The sequence below is a fragment of the Brevinematia bacterium genome (assembly GCA_039630355.1).
Lineage (GTDB): Bacteria > Spirochaetota > Brevinematia > DTOW01 > DTOW01 > SKYB106.
In genome coordinates this window covers 20,832-39,057 of the sequence record JBCNVF010000019.1, presented here as the reverse complement: position 1 = coordinate 39,057, position 18,226 = coordinate 20,832, and the positions used below count along the sequence as shown (strand labels likewise).

Genomic DNA, 18,226 nt, shown 5'->3' with positions numbered 1-18,226 from the left:
CTCCCTTCACCTAGTTTACATTGTTGTTAGTGAAGCGTATATTATTTATAATAGTTTTCGGTAAGGAAGATAATATGGACGGTGGAATGACTTTCAAGGTAGTTAAATACCGGCAAGGAAGTTACGTGATGATAGAAGGTGACAAGATTCCAGAGGAGTTTTATATAATCCAAGATGGTAAAGTGCAAGTGTTTGAAACAATTGACCCTATAATAAGGGGAACAAAAGAAGGAACAACTCTCTATAAAGGTGATTTTTTCGGTGTAGTATCCTGCATGAGTAAGAGAAGCAACATGGAAACGGTTTTAGTTCTGGAGGATACCTCTTTATTGTCAATCCACAGATCTCAGTTTGGAGAACTGATACAGAAGAGCACTCCTATCGCTATAAAAATCCTTAGATCATTCAGTCAAAAGCTTAGAGAATATGACTCAACTCTGACAAAACTCACTTTTAAGTCTCAGGTTGATGAAGATCCCTACTACCTTTTCAACATAGCTGAATTTTATTACTCCAAGAAGATGATGGAGCAAGCAGCTTATGCCTACAAAAAATACATAGAATACTGCCCAGACGGCGGTTATGTATCAGTAGCTAAGATGAAGCTCGCTTCTATTGACCCTATCATAGCAATGGCTGAACCCGAAGTTGATCCTTCAAGATCGGTTGAAAGATACCACGACGGCCAAGTTATTTTCTGCGAGCACGAATACGGGGAAAAGGCCTATGTTATACTAAAAGGCAATGTAAGAATAACAAAATTTGTAAATGGAAACGAAGTATTACTAGCAGTTCTTAAGGAAGGAGATATCTTTGGAGAAATGTCAATTCTTGAAAATAGACCCAGAAGCGCAACAGCTACAGCCGTTGGAAATGTAGAACTACTCTTTGTAAAGAGAGGAAACTTTGAAGCTATGGTTCATACAAGACCTGAAATAGCTACCAGAATAATAGAATTACTAAGCGACAGAATATGGGCAATATACCGCCAACTTGCAAATATAGCACTCAAAGAACCTAATGCAAGGATCTATGACGCCTTGATGATACAAATAGAGAAAAATAGAATTCCGATAAAACCCATGGAATCATTTAAGTTGAACTTCTCCATTGAGGATCTAATAAAGTTTCTTGGATATACTATGGAAGAAGGCAAGAAATATATAAAGAACATCCTTGATAACGACAAAAATATCACCATATCCCAGGACGGCAAAATAGTAGTAAATGATCTTGAGAAACTACTCAAGGATGTAACTTTCTACAAGAAAAAGCTTCTAATGGAACTGAAAATCCAGATAAGCAGACAGCAAGGAAAAACTTGAGAGTTCCTCATTTTGATTTCAACACACTTATACGCTTATAGTTTATCTTCTATGAAGAAAAAGTTAGCCTATCTCATGAAAATTTTGTTTACAGTTTACCTCTTTTTAGCGCTAATTCCCCTTACAATCATATTCGGAATCCTAGGAATAACCCTAACCTTTTTCTCAAGAAATCTAGCCCATTATGTTGAGAAAATGTATTTCAACACAATACTTACCCTTACTTTTACACGTGTAGAAATCTCTGGACTTGAAAACCTAGAGAGTGGTAAAAATTATATAGTCACCGCAAATCACCAAAGTGCATTTGACATCTTAGTTCTTTCCGCAAAGTTACCCTTGCAAATAAGGTGGGTCTCCAAAGAATCTGTATTCAGAATACCTATAATTGGACAATTCATGAGGCTTATGGGGTATATACCAATACCCAGAGAAAAGCTAAAAGAGTCAGTGAGCCTTATGAAAAAAATGGCTACCAAAACAGACGGTAGCCCAACTATATTTCCTGAAGGGACAAGGTCAGAAGATGGAAGATTACAAAAATTCAAAAGAGGCTTTGTTATCCTTGCTAGAACTACCAAACTAGATGTGCTACCCGTCGTGATAAAAGGAACCATAGAAATTATGAGAAAAGGCTCTCTTCTAGTAACACCCTTTAGAAGTGTAAAGGTAAAAATCCTATCACCTATAAGTAACGAAGAAGTTACAAACAACGAAGAAATCATAAACGAGCTTAGAAGAATATACTTAGTTAACCTTGAGCAAGAAAATCATCAGCCTTAAATAGAAAAAGTCCGAAAGTTTAAAGTATCGCTTTTAGCTAGCTCAAATACCGCCCGCTGGAGACTGAGCTAGTTTTTAGGCGGGATACAAATACTCCAGCCCAAATTGTGAATAAGCATTTTTCACAATTTGGATAACCTAAAAAATATGATCAGTGAAACCAGGATAAGAGTTAGATATTCAGAAACAGATCAGATGGGGGTAGTATACTATGCAAACTACTTTATCTGGATGGAGATTGGTAGAACCGATCTTATAAGGAAGTGGGGAATAACCTACAAAGAAATTGAAGAAAGGGGATTCCTTCTACCAGTTATTTATGCCTCAGCTAAGTTTTTAGGCTCTGCTTACTACGATGACGAGATTATCATTCAAAGTGCATTAGTGGAACTTACTAAAACCAGAGTAAGCATCGGGTATAAGATCTTCAGAGCAGACAAGGAAGTGAAACTTATATGCGTAGGAATATCAGATCTTGTATTTCTGGACAAGAGTAGCAGAAAAGTTGTCAAGGCTCCATCGTTTTTCGTTGAACTAATGAAAGTAGAAGACACAGAGGAATATAGGGAATTTGTTGAGTTTGTAAGGACTTCTTTAGCCCAGAAATAAGCTTATGCATTGTGGCAGTAGGATATGTGCCCCTTAGAAACTTCTCTGGGATCAGGAAAGCTTTTCATACATATTCCAGAGGCTAGTGGACACCTATCGTAAAATGGACAACCTTGACCCTTCTCATCCCTCTGAACTACCTGAAACTCTGGCACAAGGGTCTGACCAGGAACCGAAAAAAGCAAAAACCTAGTGTATGGATTTGTTGGATAAGAAAACACCTTCTCTGACTCACCAAACTCCATAACCCTACCCTTATACAAAACAAGCAAGTAGTCAGAAATGAATCTAGTTGTTGACATATCATGGGAAATATAAACATAAGTCAGATTGTGGTTTTTCTTAATTTCCATAAGCAAATTTAGAACTTGTGCTCTGACTGATACATCCAGCGATGACACAGGCTCATCAAGAACTAGAATACTAGGGTGAGATACTATACTCCTCGCTATGCTAACTCTCTGCTTCTCACCCCCACTCAGTTCATGAGGATATTTGTAAAGAATATCCCTACTCAACTTCACTTCCTCTATAACCTCCATTATTCTCTTCTCAATCTCGCTCCTTGAAAATCTCTTCCTAAAGATCAATGGCTCAGCTATTATTGTTTTCACATTCATACGCGGGTTCAAAGAACTTAAAGGATTCTGAGAAACCGTATGAATCTGTTTTAGATATTCTTTCCTCACTTCTGCTGAAAATATTGAGTTTCCGTTCCACCTAACATCACCCTTAGTCGGCCTTAAAGCTCCCAGGATTATATTGCCCAGAGTTGTTTTACCAGACCCGCTCTCACCAACTATTGAGAAGGTTGTACTTTTAGGAATATGTAAATTTATCCTCTCAAGAGCTTTCACAGGAATATACGAGAAGAACGTGTTAGGGTTTTTGATATAAAATGTATGAGATACTTCAATAATTTCTAAAAACTTATCCATCATTCAAATATCTCAACATCAACTACAGTATCATTGTCCTTAAGATTTACAGCTTTTATACCTCTGGCTGGCCTTCCCATAATAGGTATCTCATCTCCCGGAATTCTTATTATCATTCCCTTTGATGTTATTATCACAACTTCGTTCTCTTGAGACACAGGAAGAGTCCTTACAACCTTTCCCGTCTTTTCGTTCACACCAAAGTATACTACCCCCATTCCGCCTCTACCCTTTTGCAAGAACTCCACCATCTTTACTCGCTTTGCATACCCTCTTTCCGTAACTGCTAGAATCTCCTTACTATCGGTATACCTAGTCAGCCCAATCACATAATCATTACTTCTAAGTTTTATTCCCGTCATACCCCTAGCTATCCTACCCATAGGTCTTATCTTTTTCTCAGAAAACCTTAAAGCATAACCGTAAGCAGTTGATATTATCACATCGTCACTCCCACTGGTAAACACTGCATCTTGCAGAACATCCCCTTCCTCCGTAGATAACGCAATTATACCACTTGACCTTATGCTTCTAAACTCTTCTACACTTACCTTCTTTATCATCCCTCTTCTGGATACCATGGTTATATACCCCTTCTTATTTTCATCAAAAACAACCATTGCTCTTATATTCTCATCACTCCCAATGTTAAGAAACATTCTTATGTTCGCACCTCTTGCAGTTTTAGAAGACTCCGGTATTTTATACACATCTAGAGAATATGCCTTACCCTTGTCAGTGAATATTAACAATTTCTCAAGTGTATTAGCTATTATCAGATGCTCTATTGAATCTTCCTCCATAGTAGAAGTTGCAACAACACCTCTACCTCCCACTCTTTGGGACCTATATACAGAAAGAGGTATTCTCTTTATCATACCTATCTTCGTCAATATTATTGCTACATCCTCCTTTTGCACCAAGTCCTTTTCGTCAACTTCCTCAACCTCACCATACTCTATCTCAGTTCTCCTCTCATCACCATATTTCTCAGATAGATATCTAAGCTCTTCTTTCATTATTTCAAACACTCTTTTCTCACTTGACAGAATATCCTTCAGATCTTTTATCACTTCCACCAAATTCCTATGTTCTTCCTTTAGATCCTTGACTTCAATAGATGTAAGTTTTTGAAGTTTCATGTCTAGTATTGCATCTACCTGAGCTTCAGTAAGCTTAAATCTCTGTGACAACTTTACTTTTGCCACTGATGGAGAATCAGACGACTTTATCATTTCTACTACTTCATCAATGTTTCCCAAAGCCACTAATAGCCCCTCAACTATGTGTAGCCTTTCCTGAGCTTTCTTAAGCTCAAACTTTGCCTTTCTCGTTATCACCTCCTTCCTGTGCTCTACATAATGATAAATGATATCCTTAATGGACAGGACCTTAGGTTCGTTACCTACTAAGGCAACCATACTAATGCTAAATGTCTGTTGTAGCTGAGTATGTTTATATAACTTATTCATCACTATCATAGGATTGACTCCTCTTTTGAGCTCTAGAACTATCCTTATCCCATCTCTATCCGACTCATCCCTAACATCGGACACTTCATCAAGCTCTTCATCTTTAACTAACTCAGATATTCTCTCAACAATTGCTGACTTCCTAACTTGATATGGAATCTCGGTTATAACGACCAAATCTTTGCCACTTTTAAGTTTCTCCAATTCCATCTTTGCCCTTACCGTTACTCTACCTTCCCCCGTTTCATATGCTTTCTTCATCTCTTCATCACCTATTACTACTCCTCCAGTTGGGAAGTCAGGCCCCTTTATAAACTTCATCAAGTCTGCTACAGAACAGTTCCTATGGTCTATATAGTAAATCACTGCATCTACAACTTCTCTCAAGTTATGAGTAGGTATATTGGTAGCCATACCTACCGCTATTCCACTAGCACCATTCACAAGCAGATTGGGTAATACTCCTGGCAATACCGAAGGTTCCTCTAAAGAGTTATCAAAGTTAGGTCTAAAGTCAACAGTGTCTTTATCAATGTCCTTTAGCATTTCTTCCGCAATAGCTTCAAGCCTCGCCTCTGAGTATCTCATCGCTGCCGGAGGATCACCATCAATTGAGCCAAAATTCCCCTGACCATCAATAAGAGTGTATCTCATATTAAAATCCTGTGCCATTCTCACCAAAGCTTCGTATACCGAAACATCACCGTGAGGGTGATATTTACCTAAAGTATCTCCTACAATTCTTGCACACTTCTTATACGAAGTATTGTGCCGTAATCCTAGTTCATACATTGTGTAGAGTATTCTCCTCTGGACAGGCTTTAAGCCATCCCTTACATCTGGCAACGCTCTGCTTACAATAACACTCATTGCATAGGTCAGATAGGATTTTTTTACCTCTTCCTCCAGTACAGTCTCTATTACCCTATCCATATATTCCCCTCAAGCTTTGATCCTATTTTGAATGATTTTAAAACCAGAGTTCTAAAAACCTTCAAAAGTTCCAATTCAAAACTTACAAAACACCTAAGAAAACTCATTCTACTCTATAAAATCACACCTTGACGAGAATTAAACAGATTGCCGAAATACTCAAAAATCCCTATTTCCCCACGCAAAAATTCCTAAAAATAGCATCCATCAAATCTTCTGTAGTTACCTCTCCTACCATCTCACCAATATAAGACAAAGCATCCCTTATCCCTATCGCTATAAACTCTTCAGACATTCTGTCCCTAGCGGACTCGTAAGCCTCTTCAAGCGAAGAAATGACATCTAGGATAAATTGCCTATGTCTCTCGTTATTCACTAGAATGTTATTAACTTCGCTCTCAATATCCCCGATTACACTTTCCACAATCCTCTTTGAGAGTTTCTTAATACCTATTCCATCCTTAGCTGAGACTAAGAAATATTCTGCTATTTCAACGTTGTTGCTTTTCACAAACTCCAAAATTTCATCAACCACTCCTTGGAGCTTTGAGTCTTTAGAAGAAAAGCTTTCTCCAACATCCGCTAAACCAAAACCTGAAGAGATGAGATCTATTTTGTTTAGCACCAAAAATACATTTTTGCCTCCTGCATACATTTTAACAGTCTCCAGAGCTACCAAGTCCTCATCTGATGGTTTTAAAGAAATATCAAGGACCAAGAGTACAACATCTGAAGTTTCTATACTCCTAATAGTTCTCCTCACACCTTCTTGTTCTATAGGGTCTTCGGATTTTCTTATACCTGCAGTATCAAAAATACTCACGGGAACACCTTCTATTGAAATTATCTCCTTTATTACATCTCTCGTCGTTCCTGGAATACTAGATACTATAGATCTATCCTCTCCTATCAGTGCGTTCATAAGACTTGACTTACCAGCATTTGTCCTTCCAACTATGCAAATCTTAAGTCCCTCGCTAAAGAATCTACTATTTTTTGACTTCTCAATCAGATCTTCTAGTACCTCTTTGGACTCCAGAATCGTTTTCTCAATGTAATTCCAGTTTCTTTCAGCTAATTCCTCTTCAGGATGATCAACCAAAACTTCCAGATAAGCAAGAAGATTGAGCAAATTATTTTTAACCTCCTTTATCCTTTCCGAAAGTTTTCCGTCAAGGATATGCCTCGAAATCCTCAGATTTGAGGTATTTCTACTCATAACGAGAGAATTGACTGCTTCAGCTTGAAGTAGATCCATCTTACCATTTAGAACTGCTCTCTTAGTAAACTCTCCGGGGAGTGCCATCCGTAACCCTTGTTTCTTAAGTAGTTCCATAACCTTACCAACTATCAACGGATTTCCATGACAACTTATCTCAACCACATCCTCACCTGTGTAAGAATTTGGCTTTCTCATAACCGCAACAAGCACATCATCTAGTTTTTCACCACTCTCATCTACTATATACCCGTAGCTCAAGGTATGAGTCCTAGCATCCTTGAGACTCCTCTTACCTCTGAATAACTTATCAACTGACTCTATTGCTCTCTCACCCGAGACTCTTAATACACTAACAGCAGAATGAACATTTGGCGTTACAGGAGCAAAGATCGTATCTTCGTCAGAAAAAACCTCTCGCATAGTCTTATACTCTCCTTACTTCTTCGCTCTACGATAACGAAATTCTAATACAAACCCTCCATAATATTAAAAATGAAATCCTCTTACCAGCAAAGTCTAATTTTATATCTCACTCTACACAGCCTCCGGACTTCACTAAGAAAACTATTTTACCCAATCCTGAGAGAAAATGCAAGAAAAGTGAAAGAAAAACTATACCCAATCATTAAACTCTAGAACCTATTGCTACAGTCTCACTCTCTGCATTAACAGAAAAGCAAAAAAATTTCCAAACTTGAACTTATCAACAAAAGAGAAGAGATCAAACACCCAAAATATAGTATTCTAGAGAAAATTTTCTTGACAACGTTAAGCCTGATAAATAAAATAAAGAATGTAAAGGAGGTTTGCCTATGAACAAAAAGGAGCTTATTAGGAACATTTCAGGTTCCACCAAGCTCAGCCAAAAGGCTGTTTCTCAAGTTATTGACGCCTTACTGAAGGAACTTGAGAAAGTGGTTAAGAACAAGGGGACGCTTTCACTGGTAGGGTATTTCACTCTCTCCGTAAAGCAAAGAGCCCAAAGAACCGCTATCAACCCAAAGACCAAGCAGAAGATTACAATTCCCGCCAGAAACTATCCAGTGTTCAAGGTTGGAAGCAAGTTAAAGAAAATTGTCAAGTAAAACCCCTTTATCTAGGGGAGCATAAGCTCCCCTCATCCTAATCTATCTCAACCTTCACGGGTTTGACTTTCCATATCTCTTCAGCATATTCCCTTATCGTCCTATCACTGGAGAATTTGCCAATTCTTGCAACATTAAGTAGTGCTTTCTTGTTCCACTCATACTTATTCTCGTAAAGAGCAGAAATTTTCTGGTGAGTATCTTTATAGCTATTAAAGTCAGCAAGTAGGAAATACTCATCAGGAGCAGACCCTCCTCTTCCAAAGAGTAATGAATTATAGATAGGCTCAAATATTCCTTGCTCCTTGGGAGCAAAGTAACTATTGTTTATCATATCAAGTATTCTCTTGATATTTGCGTCAGAGTTGTATATCTCATAAGGGTTGTATTTCCCTGTCATTCTCAGTTCGGCAACTTCTTCTGCCCTAAGACCAAAGATGAATATATTCTCCTCTCCTACCTCTTCCATAATCTCAATATTTGCTCCATCAAGAGTTCCTATTGTTAAAGCTCCATTAAGGGCAAATTTCATATTTCCTGTTCCGGATGCTTCCTTACCAGCAGTAGATATCTGTTCACTAATGTTTGCAGATGGTATTATTTTCTCTGCTAGAGAAACATTATAATTGGGCACAAATACAACTCTTATCTTCTCATTTACACTTTTATCTCTATTGATAGTCTCCGCTATGCTATTTATAAGCTTTATGATAAGTTTTGCCATGTAGTACCCTGGAGCCGATTTTGCACCAAATATAAATGTCCTAGGATACATATCTAAATTTGGATTATCCTTCAGCTGGTTATACAGGTATATTATGTGCATAGCATTGAGCAACTGTCTCTTATACTCGTGTAATCTCTTGACTTGGACATCAAAGATACTGAGAGGGTCAATCTTAATATCACATACCTCCTTAACATATTTTGCTAACCTCTCCTTATTGTGCTGTTTTACCTTGTAGAACATTTCAAGAAAGCTCTTATCATCAGAATATTTTTCAAGCTTTCTAAGCTCACTTAGGTCCTTGATCCAACCATCGCCGATCGCATCAGTTATCAATTTACTCAAAGCTGGGTTAGCAACCAGTAACCATCTTCTCTGAGTCACGCCATTTGTTTTGTTGTTAAACCTCTCTGGAAATATCTCATAGAAGTCCTTCATCACACTATTCTTCAGAATTCTAGTATGCAGTTCCGAAACACCGTTTACAGAATGTGAACCCACAACACATAGATTTGCCATCCTCACCATCTTTGAAGGGCCTTCCTCAAATATGGAAACATTTCTTATCTTGTTCATATCATTGAATCTTACTGAAACTTCGTTTAGAAACCTTCTGTTTATTTCGGTTATAATCTGCAGATGCCGTGGGAAAAGTCTCTCAATCAAGGTAACCTCCCACTTCTCTAAGGCTTCTGGCATTACAGTGTGGTTTGTGTAGCCAAAAGTTCTTACTGTTATATCCCAAGCTTTGTTCCACGGCACTTCCTCAATGTCAACCAATATTCTCATAAGCTCTGGTATAGCAAGCGCTGGATGAGTGTCATTAAGCTGTATAGCAACTCTGTCCGGAAAGATTTCAAAATTGTTTCCAAATTGTTTCTTAAACCTTCTTATTATATCCTGAAGTGAAGCAGAAACAAAAAAATACTCCTGTTTCAACCTTAACTCTTTACCTTCATATATGTTATCATTCGGATACAAAACCTTAGAAATAACTTCGGATAAATTTTTATTCTCAACGGCTTTTATGTAATCACCATGGTTGAATATCTGTAGATCAAACTCCTCTGAAGCTCTAGCAGACCACAATCTCAATGTATTCACAGTATTTGTATCATAGCCTACCACAGGAGTATCATAAGGAACCGCTAGAACATCATGGGTATCAACCCATTCAAATTTCAACTCTCCACCCTTGACATATGAATGAACCCTACCATAAAACTTCACAGGCACAGTATATTCCGGCCTTTCTATTTCCCAAGGATTACCAAACTTCAACCATTCCTCCGGCTTTTCAATTTGATAACCATTCTGGAAAACTTGCTTGAATATTCCAAACTCATACCTTATACCATACCCATAAGCAGGATAACCCATCGTAGCCAGTGAATCAAGAAAACAAGAAGCAAGCCTTCCTAGTCCACCGTTACCGAGACCAGGATCTTCCTCAAGTTCCGCTAACTTCTCAATGTCTATTCCTATATCTTCCATCGCCTTTCTTACTTCCTCATCTATCCTTAGATTAATCATGTTGTTTACCAACATCCTCCCGATCAGAAACTCAAGTGAAAAATAATATACTCTCTTAATATCGGGAATCTCATAGTACCTCTGCTGTGTCTTTATCCACTTTTCTACAAGCCTATCCCTTACAGTCAAAGCTAAACTGAAAAGCTTATCCAAATCCGTAGCGGAATACTCATCTTTAACCATAGAATACTTTAAATGCTTTGCAAAAGAAGATTTTATTGAGTCTACATCACAACCTTCCTTATACTCCTTGAGTATCTTCCTTGTTACAGGATCCTTAACTAGTCTGCTTAAACTACCACCTGACATAAGCCTATGCCCCCAAAGTTACTATAAATTTTAATAAAAAAGACAAAACAATATCAAAGTCCGAAGTTTGCATAAAAGCTCAGCTAAACTGACAAACAAAGTAATAAGCCCAGAGCTAGCTACTGAAACTATCTATATGTAATACCTACAAACAAAACCCCAACACTACACATATTCTCCGTAAACACTCTCCACTCTTACCTACATCTTCAAATCACACAAAAATACAACACCTAGTAATATAACCAAAAGAGGGTAAAAGGTTTTGACGAAAATCTCGTAAAAATGTTGAAAGAAATTCCAATGATATATAATATTTTCTTGTGTTATGAAGGTGTTAATAGTTGAAGACAATCCTTTGAACTTGAGATTATTTGCAGACACCCTTAACATGAAAGGTTTTGAGGTAATAACAGCAAGAAATGGCATGGAAGCTCTAGAAATACTAAAGAATGTTACTCCAGACATAATACTGCTTGACCTCTACATGCCAGGTATGAGTGGATTTAGGTTTGCAAGCGAGATATCAAAAGACCCAAGATATCAGGGAATACCAATAATAGTGGTAAGTGCTAGTTCATCAGTGTATGATGTGAAGGAAATGGCTTCGTATAACATCAAAGCTTACTTAGTCAAACCGGTTTCCCCTACTAAACTACTGGAAACCCTGAAAAAGGTAATAATACAAGAAGAAATAAGAGGAACAACTCAGAACCACCACCTTCAAGAAAAATCCAGCCTCCAAAAAGATGAAGAAACTGTAGCTCTTCTACGAAATGAGTCTCCAGAAAGAGTCAACAAAAGAGAATTAGAAACAGGAATAAGAATATCAGTAGATGACTTGATAGAAGGTATGATCTTGGGAGAACCTGTTGTTAAAAATAGGACAATAATATACAAGGAAGGTACGACGATAGATAGTAAGATTACTGAAAAGCTTAAATCCCTCGGAATAAGAGAAGTCTACATCACCAAGGAAAGCTTTGAGGAATTTAGAGACCTAATAGACATCAAAAGAGAAAAAGAAGAAACTAATGTTGACATTTTTAAAGATTTTGACGAATAGATACAAACATGGCATGGAATACTAGCTTTATGAATGAGCTTCTAGAAGTACTATCAGTTGGCTCAAAATTGTCAGAAATCTTCCAAAAGATAAGTGTCATCTTTTCTATAAAGTTTGGAACCAAAAACTTCTTCTTTGGTAACCAGAGAGAAATAATATATGGTTTCGGCAACAAATCAACAAAACACATCCTCAACCTCATCAGAGAAACCCAAGAACAAATAAACTACAAAGATGTAGAATGTGTAATGAAATTAAACAACTATTTCCTCTACTTTGACATAAACTCCTTTACAAGTAAGGAAGAGATAATATTATCCTACGCCATTATAGACAATTTTCTCAAAAACCATGAAAAATTTGAAACTATTTACACAAGATTCAAGTATCTCAAAGCTTTAGTATTCTCCATAGAGCCACTGATATATGAGATCTCAATAAAAAATGCCCTATCTCACTCATTGATCTCCTTAACAACTTTCACCGATATTGACAAAGCAATAATTGCAATCTTGTCTAACAAAAGAATGGAAGTAGTATCGGCAATCGGCATAGAAAAAGAAATTCTAAAGAACAAGGAAATACTGATAAACATAAAAAAGATTCTGTCAGGCGAAAAAGAGATATTCCTTAATATAGCAACCTCCCAAAACAACAAGCACAGGCTTGTCGGAATAGTTCCTCTAAGAGAGTTTAACGAAACAAAAGGAATACTACTCGTGGAGTTTAAAGAAACAAAAGAAAGCGTAACCGAGATTGACAAAGAAATCCTAAAGATTCTCTCCTTTGTAATGACACACAGAATAAAACTCTACGAGATGAATATAAACCTCATAAGGGCAAAAAAGAGAGCTGAAGAATTATCAAGACTGAAATCGGAGTTTGTTGCAAACGTTTCGCATGAACTAAGAACACCTCTTAACGCCATATTGGGCTTCGTAGAACTTCTAAAAATGGGAGACTTTCCAAAAAGTGAGCAGGATAAATACCTTGATTACATAATGTTTGCAGGAACATCGCTACTTGGGATGATAAACAACATACTTGATCTATCAAAAATAGAAGCAGGAGCAATGAAACCTATCTTCACCAGAATACAAGTTAAGGAGATCTCCGAAGAATTGGAAAGATATGGAAAGGTCCTTTCTAAAAACAAAAACATAGACTTTTACATAGAAAACAACACTGGCGATATGACTATAAATACAGACTACATGATGATAAAATCCATCCTAGTAAACCTGATATCTAACGCTGTAAAGTTTACCGAAAAAGGCTGGGTAAAAGTATCTATATACACAAAACCTAACAATGTAATTTTCAAGATTGAAGATACCGGAATAGGTATGAAGGAATCAGATCTAAAAAAAATCTTCACACCGTTTACCCAACTTGAAAACGTGAGGAATAAAAGGTTCTCAGGAACTGGTATTGGGCTATCTCTCTCAAAAAAGTTTGCTGATATGCTGAATGCTAAAATAATCCCCAAAACGAAAGGTGTAGGTAAAGGATGTATCTTCTACGTAGTTCTACCTACTTAACTACACTGATAGGTTGAAAAACTTTCTAAGAATACTTGCCCTTTCCTTACCAATAAAAGACTCAGTAGGAGGAATATTAGAATACAACATTATACTAGCATCTCTAAGGAGAAGTATAAGAAAGTTGATCATCTCACTTAGGTATGCAAAGCTTTCCTCATCATTATCACTAAACAACGAGATCATACTCAACTTGGACATAAGCCCCAAAAACGCCTTGTAATGAATAAAGTTTGCACTCTTTATAGTATTCTTAAGATCATTATACTCCCTGTATAGACTTCTTGAAGTATACCTCATTCCAAGCTTTTTTCTCTCATCCAGTTCTATCTCCCGAACCTTCTCAAGCAGAGATTTGAAGATAACCTTATTGGCAACCATAGATTCATCTGGTTGGAATACATACGTAAACTCCATAAAGTTCGTCCTATCATACAAAGGATTGTGGTTGTAAAATACCCCGTTTGATGAAAGAACTTCAAGAACACTCTCCAGAGAACCTGAGTTTCTAAGTCCCCAAACATTCATAAGAAACTTTACCTTCACACCATGACCTATTGTAGAAATATCACTAGTTATATACCCATACATCTTGCTAAAAGCAGGCACAAAATACTCATCAAACAGTATACTAAACCTCTCCACTATATCAAAAGATCTATCTATACCGTTACTCACAAAAGTGCTTCTAACTGAAAAATGATCATAGGCATTAGTAGCAATAACGTAATTTACCTTCTGATCAAAAAACAACCTCAACATTTTGTTCTTAACATTCAGAAACCTAATTAAATCATAGTCTATTATTTCCCTATCTATCAGCCCTAGAAGCTCATTATCCCTACCAGTGATAGATGTAGCATCAACTAGATTATCATACTCCGGCAGGGTTTTCAGAAATTCCATTATCTTTGAATTTATCTCCTTCTTCTGTTTCTCCCCCAATCTTACAGGTATATCATACCCATCAATATTTCTAGAAAGCGTTGTAACTGTGTATACTATAAAGCTACTATCTTCCTTCGCCTGAACCGGCATCATCTTATCAAAAACTACACTTTCTATCATAAATATAAATTTAATTACTTACCCGTACTTATTCAAATCTACACCTTCCAACAAAACGAAACTTTTACCTCCTCAAGCTTTAAACCTACACCTTTTACCAACTACTTAGAGCTACTTTTTAAAGCAGACAGACATAGATGTAGCGCCGAAGAAAGATCAAGGTAAAGAAGATTAGGATTTTGTTTCCTTACAGTATTGATTGCAAAAAGTATTTCATTCTGGTTATACCCCAAACTTCTTAAGGCCTTTACAAGATCATCAAAGTTTGACTCCTCTCCCTCAACTTTAATTCCAAGCCGATGAATTGTATTCTTCAGTTCTGCTACTATCCTCTCGGCAACCTTATCACCTACACCTTTGATTGCTGATATCACCTCGGGTTTATTCGTAGTTACAGCTCTTACTATTTCTGAAGGAGAAAGGTAGGATAAGATTCTCAAAGCTATTCTAGGACCAACATTACTAACCCCTGTCAAAACTAGAAAAAGTTTCTTTGAGTCCCTATCAATAAACCCATACAACTCCTCACCATCTTCGTAAACGTGCTTATGAACATAAATCTTATACTCTCTATTCACCTCCAACAAGTTTACATCCCTCAGAGGCAACAGAATACTATAGCCAATGTTGTTAACTTCAACCACAATCCTATTTTCCTCAACCTCGGTAACCTTTCCTACAAAGTATTCAAACATGCTACTTCCTGTTTATATAAGTTATTCCCGATGACTCAATGTCAGAGTATTTATCCGAGTCCATATGACACTTTTTGTACTTTTTACCACTACCACACCAGCAAGGATCATTGGGACCAGGTCGCTTCACCGCTCTTATTGTTCCGCTTTCCCTCTGCTGGGTAACAAAAGCAAAAGGATTTTTAGCCTCAAACTGCCCAAGTTCGTCATGCTTCTGATACATCTTATCCCAAGGAGTAGTAACAACCTTTGCAACTTGAACTTCTTCAGCCATCCTAAGCCTAGAAATTAACCTACAAAACTCACTTCTTATTTCCTTCATAGTATTGTGAAATATTTCATAAGCATCCAGCTTAAACTCAACCAAAGGATTTCTTTCACCATAGGACCTAAGAGTTATACCCTCCCTAAGTTCATCAATTTTATAAAGATGGTCTACCCACTTCATATCAATTATATTGAGAAGAATAAACCCTATTCCTTCATAGAATCTTTCATCAGAAACACCCTTTCCCATTCGCCACCTTATACCTTGATACACAAGTTCCGCAATTTTATCGTTTCTCTCCTCTTCGTTAGCAGAAGCTTTAAGTTGCTCCCTAATAAACTCTTCACTCACATCTAAAAGGAAAGTATTCTTAATCAGAGATAATATGTCATCTATCGTAAATGTAGACTTTTCAGAGCTTTTGTCAAAAAAATAATCCGAAATCATCTTCTTCACTAATTCATCAATTCCCTCTTTACGCAGAATTTTATCCCTTAGAGAATAAACTATATTTCTCTGTTCATTTAGAACATTATCATACTCTAGAAGATATCTTCTTATTTCAAAGTTATATCTCTCAACTCTCTTCTGAGCATTCTCTATAGCCGAAGTTAGCAATCTATGTTCTAACTCTTGACCATATTCCCACTTCATGATCTTCGCTAACCTCTTGAGTCTATCAGATCCAAACAACCTCAGCAATTCGTCCTCAAAGGAGATATAAAACCTTGTAAATCCAGGATCTCCCTGTCTGCCAGCTCTACCTCTTAGCTGATTGTCAATTCTTCTTGCTTCATGTCTTTCCGTGCCTATGATGTGAAGCCCACCAAGTTCTCTAACCCCCTCACCAAGTTTTATATCCACTCCTCTACCCGCCATGTTTGTAGCAACAGTTACTGCGAACTTCTTTCCAGCTTCAGCAATTATTTTAGCCTCCTTTTCGTGGTTTTTAGCGTTAAGGACATTGTGGGGTATCTTTTCTTTAGACAGCATTTTAGAAAGAATTTCCGACTTCTCCACAGAGATTGTTCCCACAAGCACAGGAACTCCTTTCTTATGGAGCTCTTTGATCTCTCTCACAACTGCCTCTAGTTTCTCCTTTTCCGTCGCAAATACCTTATCGTCAGCATCAACTCTTCTCACAGGCTTATGCGTAGGAATTACAACAACGTCAAGATGGTATATTTTCCAAAACTCTTCTGCTTCGGTCTCTGCAGTTCCCGTCATACCGGCAAGTTTCTTATACATCCTAAAATAGTTCTGGAAGGTTATGGTTGCAAGGGTTCTGAACTCCTGTTTTATTGCTACCCTCTCTTTAGCTTCAATAGCTTGGTGTAATCCGTCACTCCACCTTCTACCAAACATATACCTGCCCGTAAATTCATCTATTATCACAACCTCCCCACCAACGATGGAGTAATCAACATCCCTTTTGAAGAGATAGTGAGCCCTTATCGCCTGATTGATAGAGTGTATAAGCATAAGACTTTTAGAACTGAGAGCACTAAACAAATCTTTTGTCCCGGTAAGTTCCTCAACCTTTCTCATTCCCTCCTCTGTGAGGTAGGCGTTCTTGTCTTTTTCGTCTATTACAAAGTCACCAGTATTAGGAATAGGTTTACCTTCGCTATCAACTTGCGCAGGCTTGAGTTTCCTAGCTACATTGTCAGCAAGAACATATATCTCAGTATTCTCCATAGAAGGACCCGAAATTATAAGAGGAGTTCTAGCTTCATCTATAAGTATAGAGTCAACTTCGTCAATTATTGCATAATAATGTCCTCTCTGGACCTTGTCCTCAATTGAGTAAACCATGTTGTCCCTAAGATAGTCAAACCCAAATTCATTGTTTGTTCCATAAGTTATGTCCGCAATGTAAGCAGACTTTTTAGTAGCGCTAACAAGCTTTACCTTAAAATACTCGCTAACTTTCCTGTTAAGCTTATCCTCTGGTAGTATATCATCCGTAAAGTCTCCCCTAGGCCAAACTCTAAGATCATTTACAATTGCGTATTGTGCTTCCTGTGGATTGTTCCACTCAACTACATAACTCCTATCGTTAGGATTTATCACCCCCACACTTGCACCTAGAAAAAGGTATATTGGCCCCATCCATTCAGCATCTCTTCTGGCAAGATAGTCGTTAACCGTTACCAACTGAACATTATTACCAGTCAGGGATTCCACAAAAAGCGGTATTGTTGCTACTAAAGTTTTACCCTCCCCTGTTTTCATCTCCGCTATCTTGCCTTGAAACAATACAGTAGCACCTATTATCTGCACATCAAAATGCCTCATTCCCAGAGTTCTCTTCGCAGCCTCCCTAACAAGCGTAGCACCCTCTATAAAGTCTTCCTCCTTAACTTCACCTTGCTTCCTAACTTTATCCCTCAGTGCTGACGCTAACTGTATCAACTCAACATTGCTTAACTTATCATACTCCCTCTCAAGCTCTCCAACTTTCTCAACAATTGGCCTTATCTTCCTTATATCTCTCTCGTGCTTCGTACCAAAGATTTTCTCCAATAGCCCCATAAAAACCTCAGATATAAAAATATAGTCCATCTTCCCATTTAAAATCAAATTCCATAAGAGGTCAAAAACCCAACTTCGTTAGAAAGTAGACAAAATTCTAGCCCTCCATATGCTTAC

At 37.5% G+C, this 18,226-nt stretch carries 13 protein-coding genes; 6 read left to right on the top strand and 7 right to left on the bottom strand.

The annotated features are described in order from the left end of the window. The first annotated feature begins 74 nt into the window (after positions 1-74). The 3 genes from ABDH28_01715 (at position 75) to ABDH28_01705 (ending at position 2,717) form a co-directional block, all read left to right on the top strand. The gene (locus ABDH28_01715; GenBank protein MEN2997742.1) at positions 75-1,325 is read left to right on the top strand and encodes a cyclic nucleotide-binding domain-containing protein; all 1,251 of its coding nucleotides are present in this window, start codon (positions 75-77) and stop codon (positions 1,323-1,325) included. A gap of 51 nt (positions 1,326-1,376) precedes the next feature. Next, positions 1,377-2,108 (top strand): lysophospholipid acyltransferase family protein, encoded by a 732-nt coding sequence (locus ABDH28_01710; GenBank protein ID MEN2997741.1) that lies wholly within the window; start codon positions 1,377-1,379, stop codon positions 2,106-2,108. Positions 2,109-2,255: 147 nt separating this feature from the next. Then, positions 2,256-2,717: a thioesterase family protein gene (locus tag ABDH28_01705; GenBank protein ID MEN2997740.1), complete on the top strand. Its 462-nt coding sequence runs from the start codon at positions 2,256-2,258 to the stop codon at positions 2,715-2,717. A 2-nt stretch (positions 2,718-2,719) separates the two neighbouring features. Here the strand turns inward: ABDH28_01705 and ABDH28_01700 are convergent, their stop codons facing one another. From ABDH28_01700 to mnmE, 3 genes are all read right to left on the bottom strand, one after another. Further along, positions 2,720-3,655 carry an oligopeptide/dipeptide ABC transporter ATP-binding protein gene (locus ABDH28_01700; protein MEN2997739.1) on the bottom strand — a complete coding sequence of 312 codons (936 nt, stop codon included), beginning with the start codon at positions 3,653-3,655 and terminating at the stop codon, positions 2,720-2,722. Continuing rightward, the gene (gyrA, locus tag ABDH28_01695) at positions 3,655-6,060 is read right to left on the bottom strand and encodes a DNA gyrase subunit A (protein ID MEN2997738.1); all 2,406 of its coding nucleotides are present in this window, start codon (positions 6,058-6,060) and stop codon (positions 3,655-3,657) included. The genes ABDH28_01700 and gyrA overlap by 1 nt, the downstream gene beginning before the upstream one ends. Before the next feature lie 169 nt (positions 6,061-6,229). Next, positions 6,230-7,702 carry a tRNA uridine-5-carboxymethylaminomethyl(34) synthesis GTPase MnmE gene (gene mnmE, locus ABDH28_01690; protein MEN2997737.1) on the bottom strand — a complete coding sequence of 491 codons (1,473 nt, stop codon included), beginning with the start codon at positions 7,700-7,702 and terminating at the stop codon, positions 6,230-6,232. Positions 7,703-8,094: 392 nt separating this feature from the next. Between mnmE and ABDH28_01685 the strand changes: the two genes are divergently transcribed. Continuing rightward, entirely contained in the window at positions 8,095-8,367 is a 273-nt protein-coding gene (locus tag ABDH28_01685) for an HU family DNA-binding protein (GenBank protein ID MEN2997736.1), read from the top strand. A 37-nt stretch (positions 8,368-8,404) separates the two neighbouring features. Here the strand turns inward: ABDH28_01685 and ABDH28_01680 are convergent, their stop codons facing one another. Beyond that, positions 8,405-10,936 carry a glycogen/starch/alpha-glucan phosphorylase gene (locus ABDH28_01680; protein MEN2997735.1) on the bottom strand — a complete coding sequence of 844 codons (2,532 nt, stop codon included), beginning with the start codon at positions 10,934-10,936 and terminating at the stop codon, positions 8,405-8,407. Between the two features lie 328 nt (positions 10,937-11,264). On the opposite strand from ABDH28_01680, the gene ABDH28_01675 reads away from it, so the two are divergent. After that, positions 11,265-12,002: a response regulator gene (locus ABDH28_01675; GenBank protein ID MEN2997734.1), complete on the top strand. Its 738-nt coding sequence runs from the start codon at positions 11,265-11,267 to the stop codon at positions 12,000-12,002. A 29-nt stretch (positions 12,003-12,031) separates the two neighbouring features. After that, entirely contained in the window at positions 12,032-13,543 is a 1,512-nt protein-coding gene (locus ABDH28_01670) for a HAMP domain-containing sensor histidine kinase (GenBank protein MEN2997733.1), read from the top strand. Here the strand turns inward: ABDH28_01670 and ABDH28_01665 are convergent, their stop codons facing one another. The 3 genes from ABDH28_01665 to ABDH28_01655 all read right to left on the bottom strand — a co-directional run bounded on the left by ABDH28_01665 (position 13,544) and on the right by ABDH28_01655 (position 18,139). Then, the gene (locus ABDH28_01665) at positions 13,544-14,611 is read right to left on the bottom strand and encodes a hypothetical protein (GenBank protein MEN2997732.1); all 1,068 of its coding nucleotides are present in this window, start codon (positions 14,609-14,611) and stop codon (positions 13,544-13,546) included. It abuts the gene before it with no gap. A gap of 101 nt (positions 14,612-14,712) precedes the next feature. Further along, a complete protein-coding gene (ruvA, locus tag ABDH28_01660; GenBank protein ID MEN2997731.1) occupies positions 14,713-15,306 on the bottom strand; it encodes a Holliday junction branch migration protein RuvA in 594 nt (197 codons plus the stop codon). A 1-nt stretch (position 15,307) separates the two neighbouring features. After that, on the bottom strand, positions 15,308-18,139 hold the full coding sequence (locus tag ABDH28_01655; protein ID MEN2997730.1) for an SEC-C metal-binding domain-containing protein: 2,832 nt from the start codon (positions 18,137-18,139) through the stop codon (positions 15,308-15,310). Between the last annotated feature and the right edge of the window lie 87 nt (positions 18,140-18,226).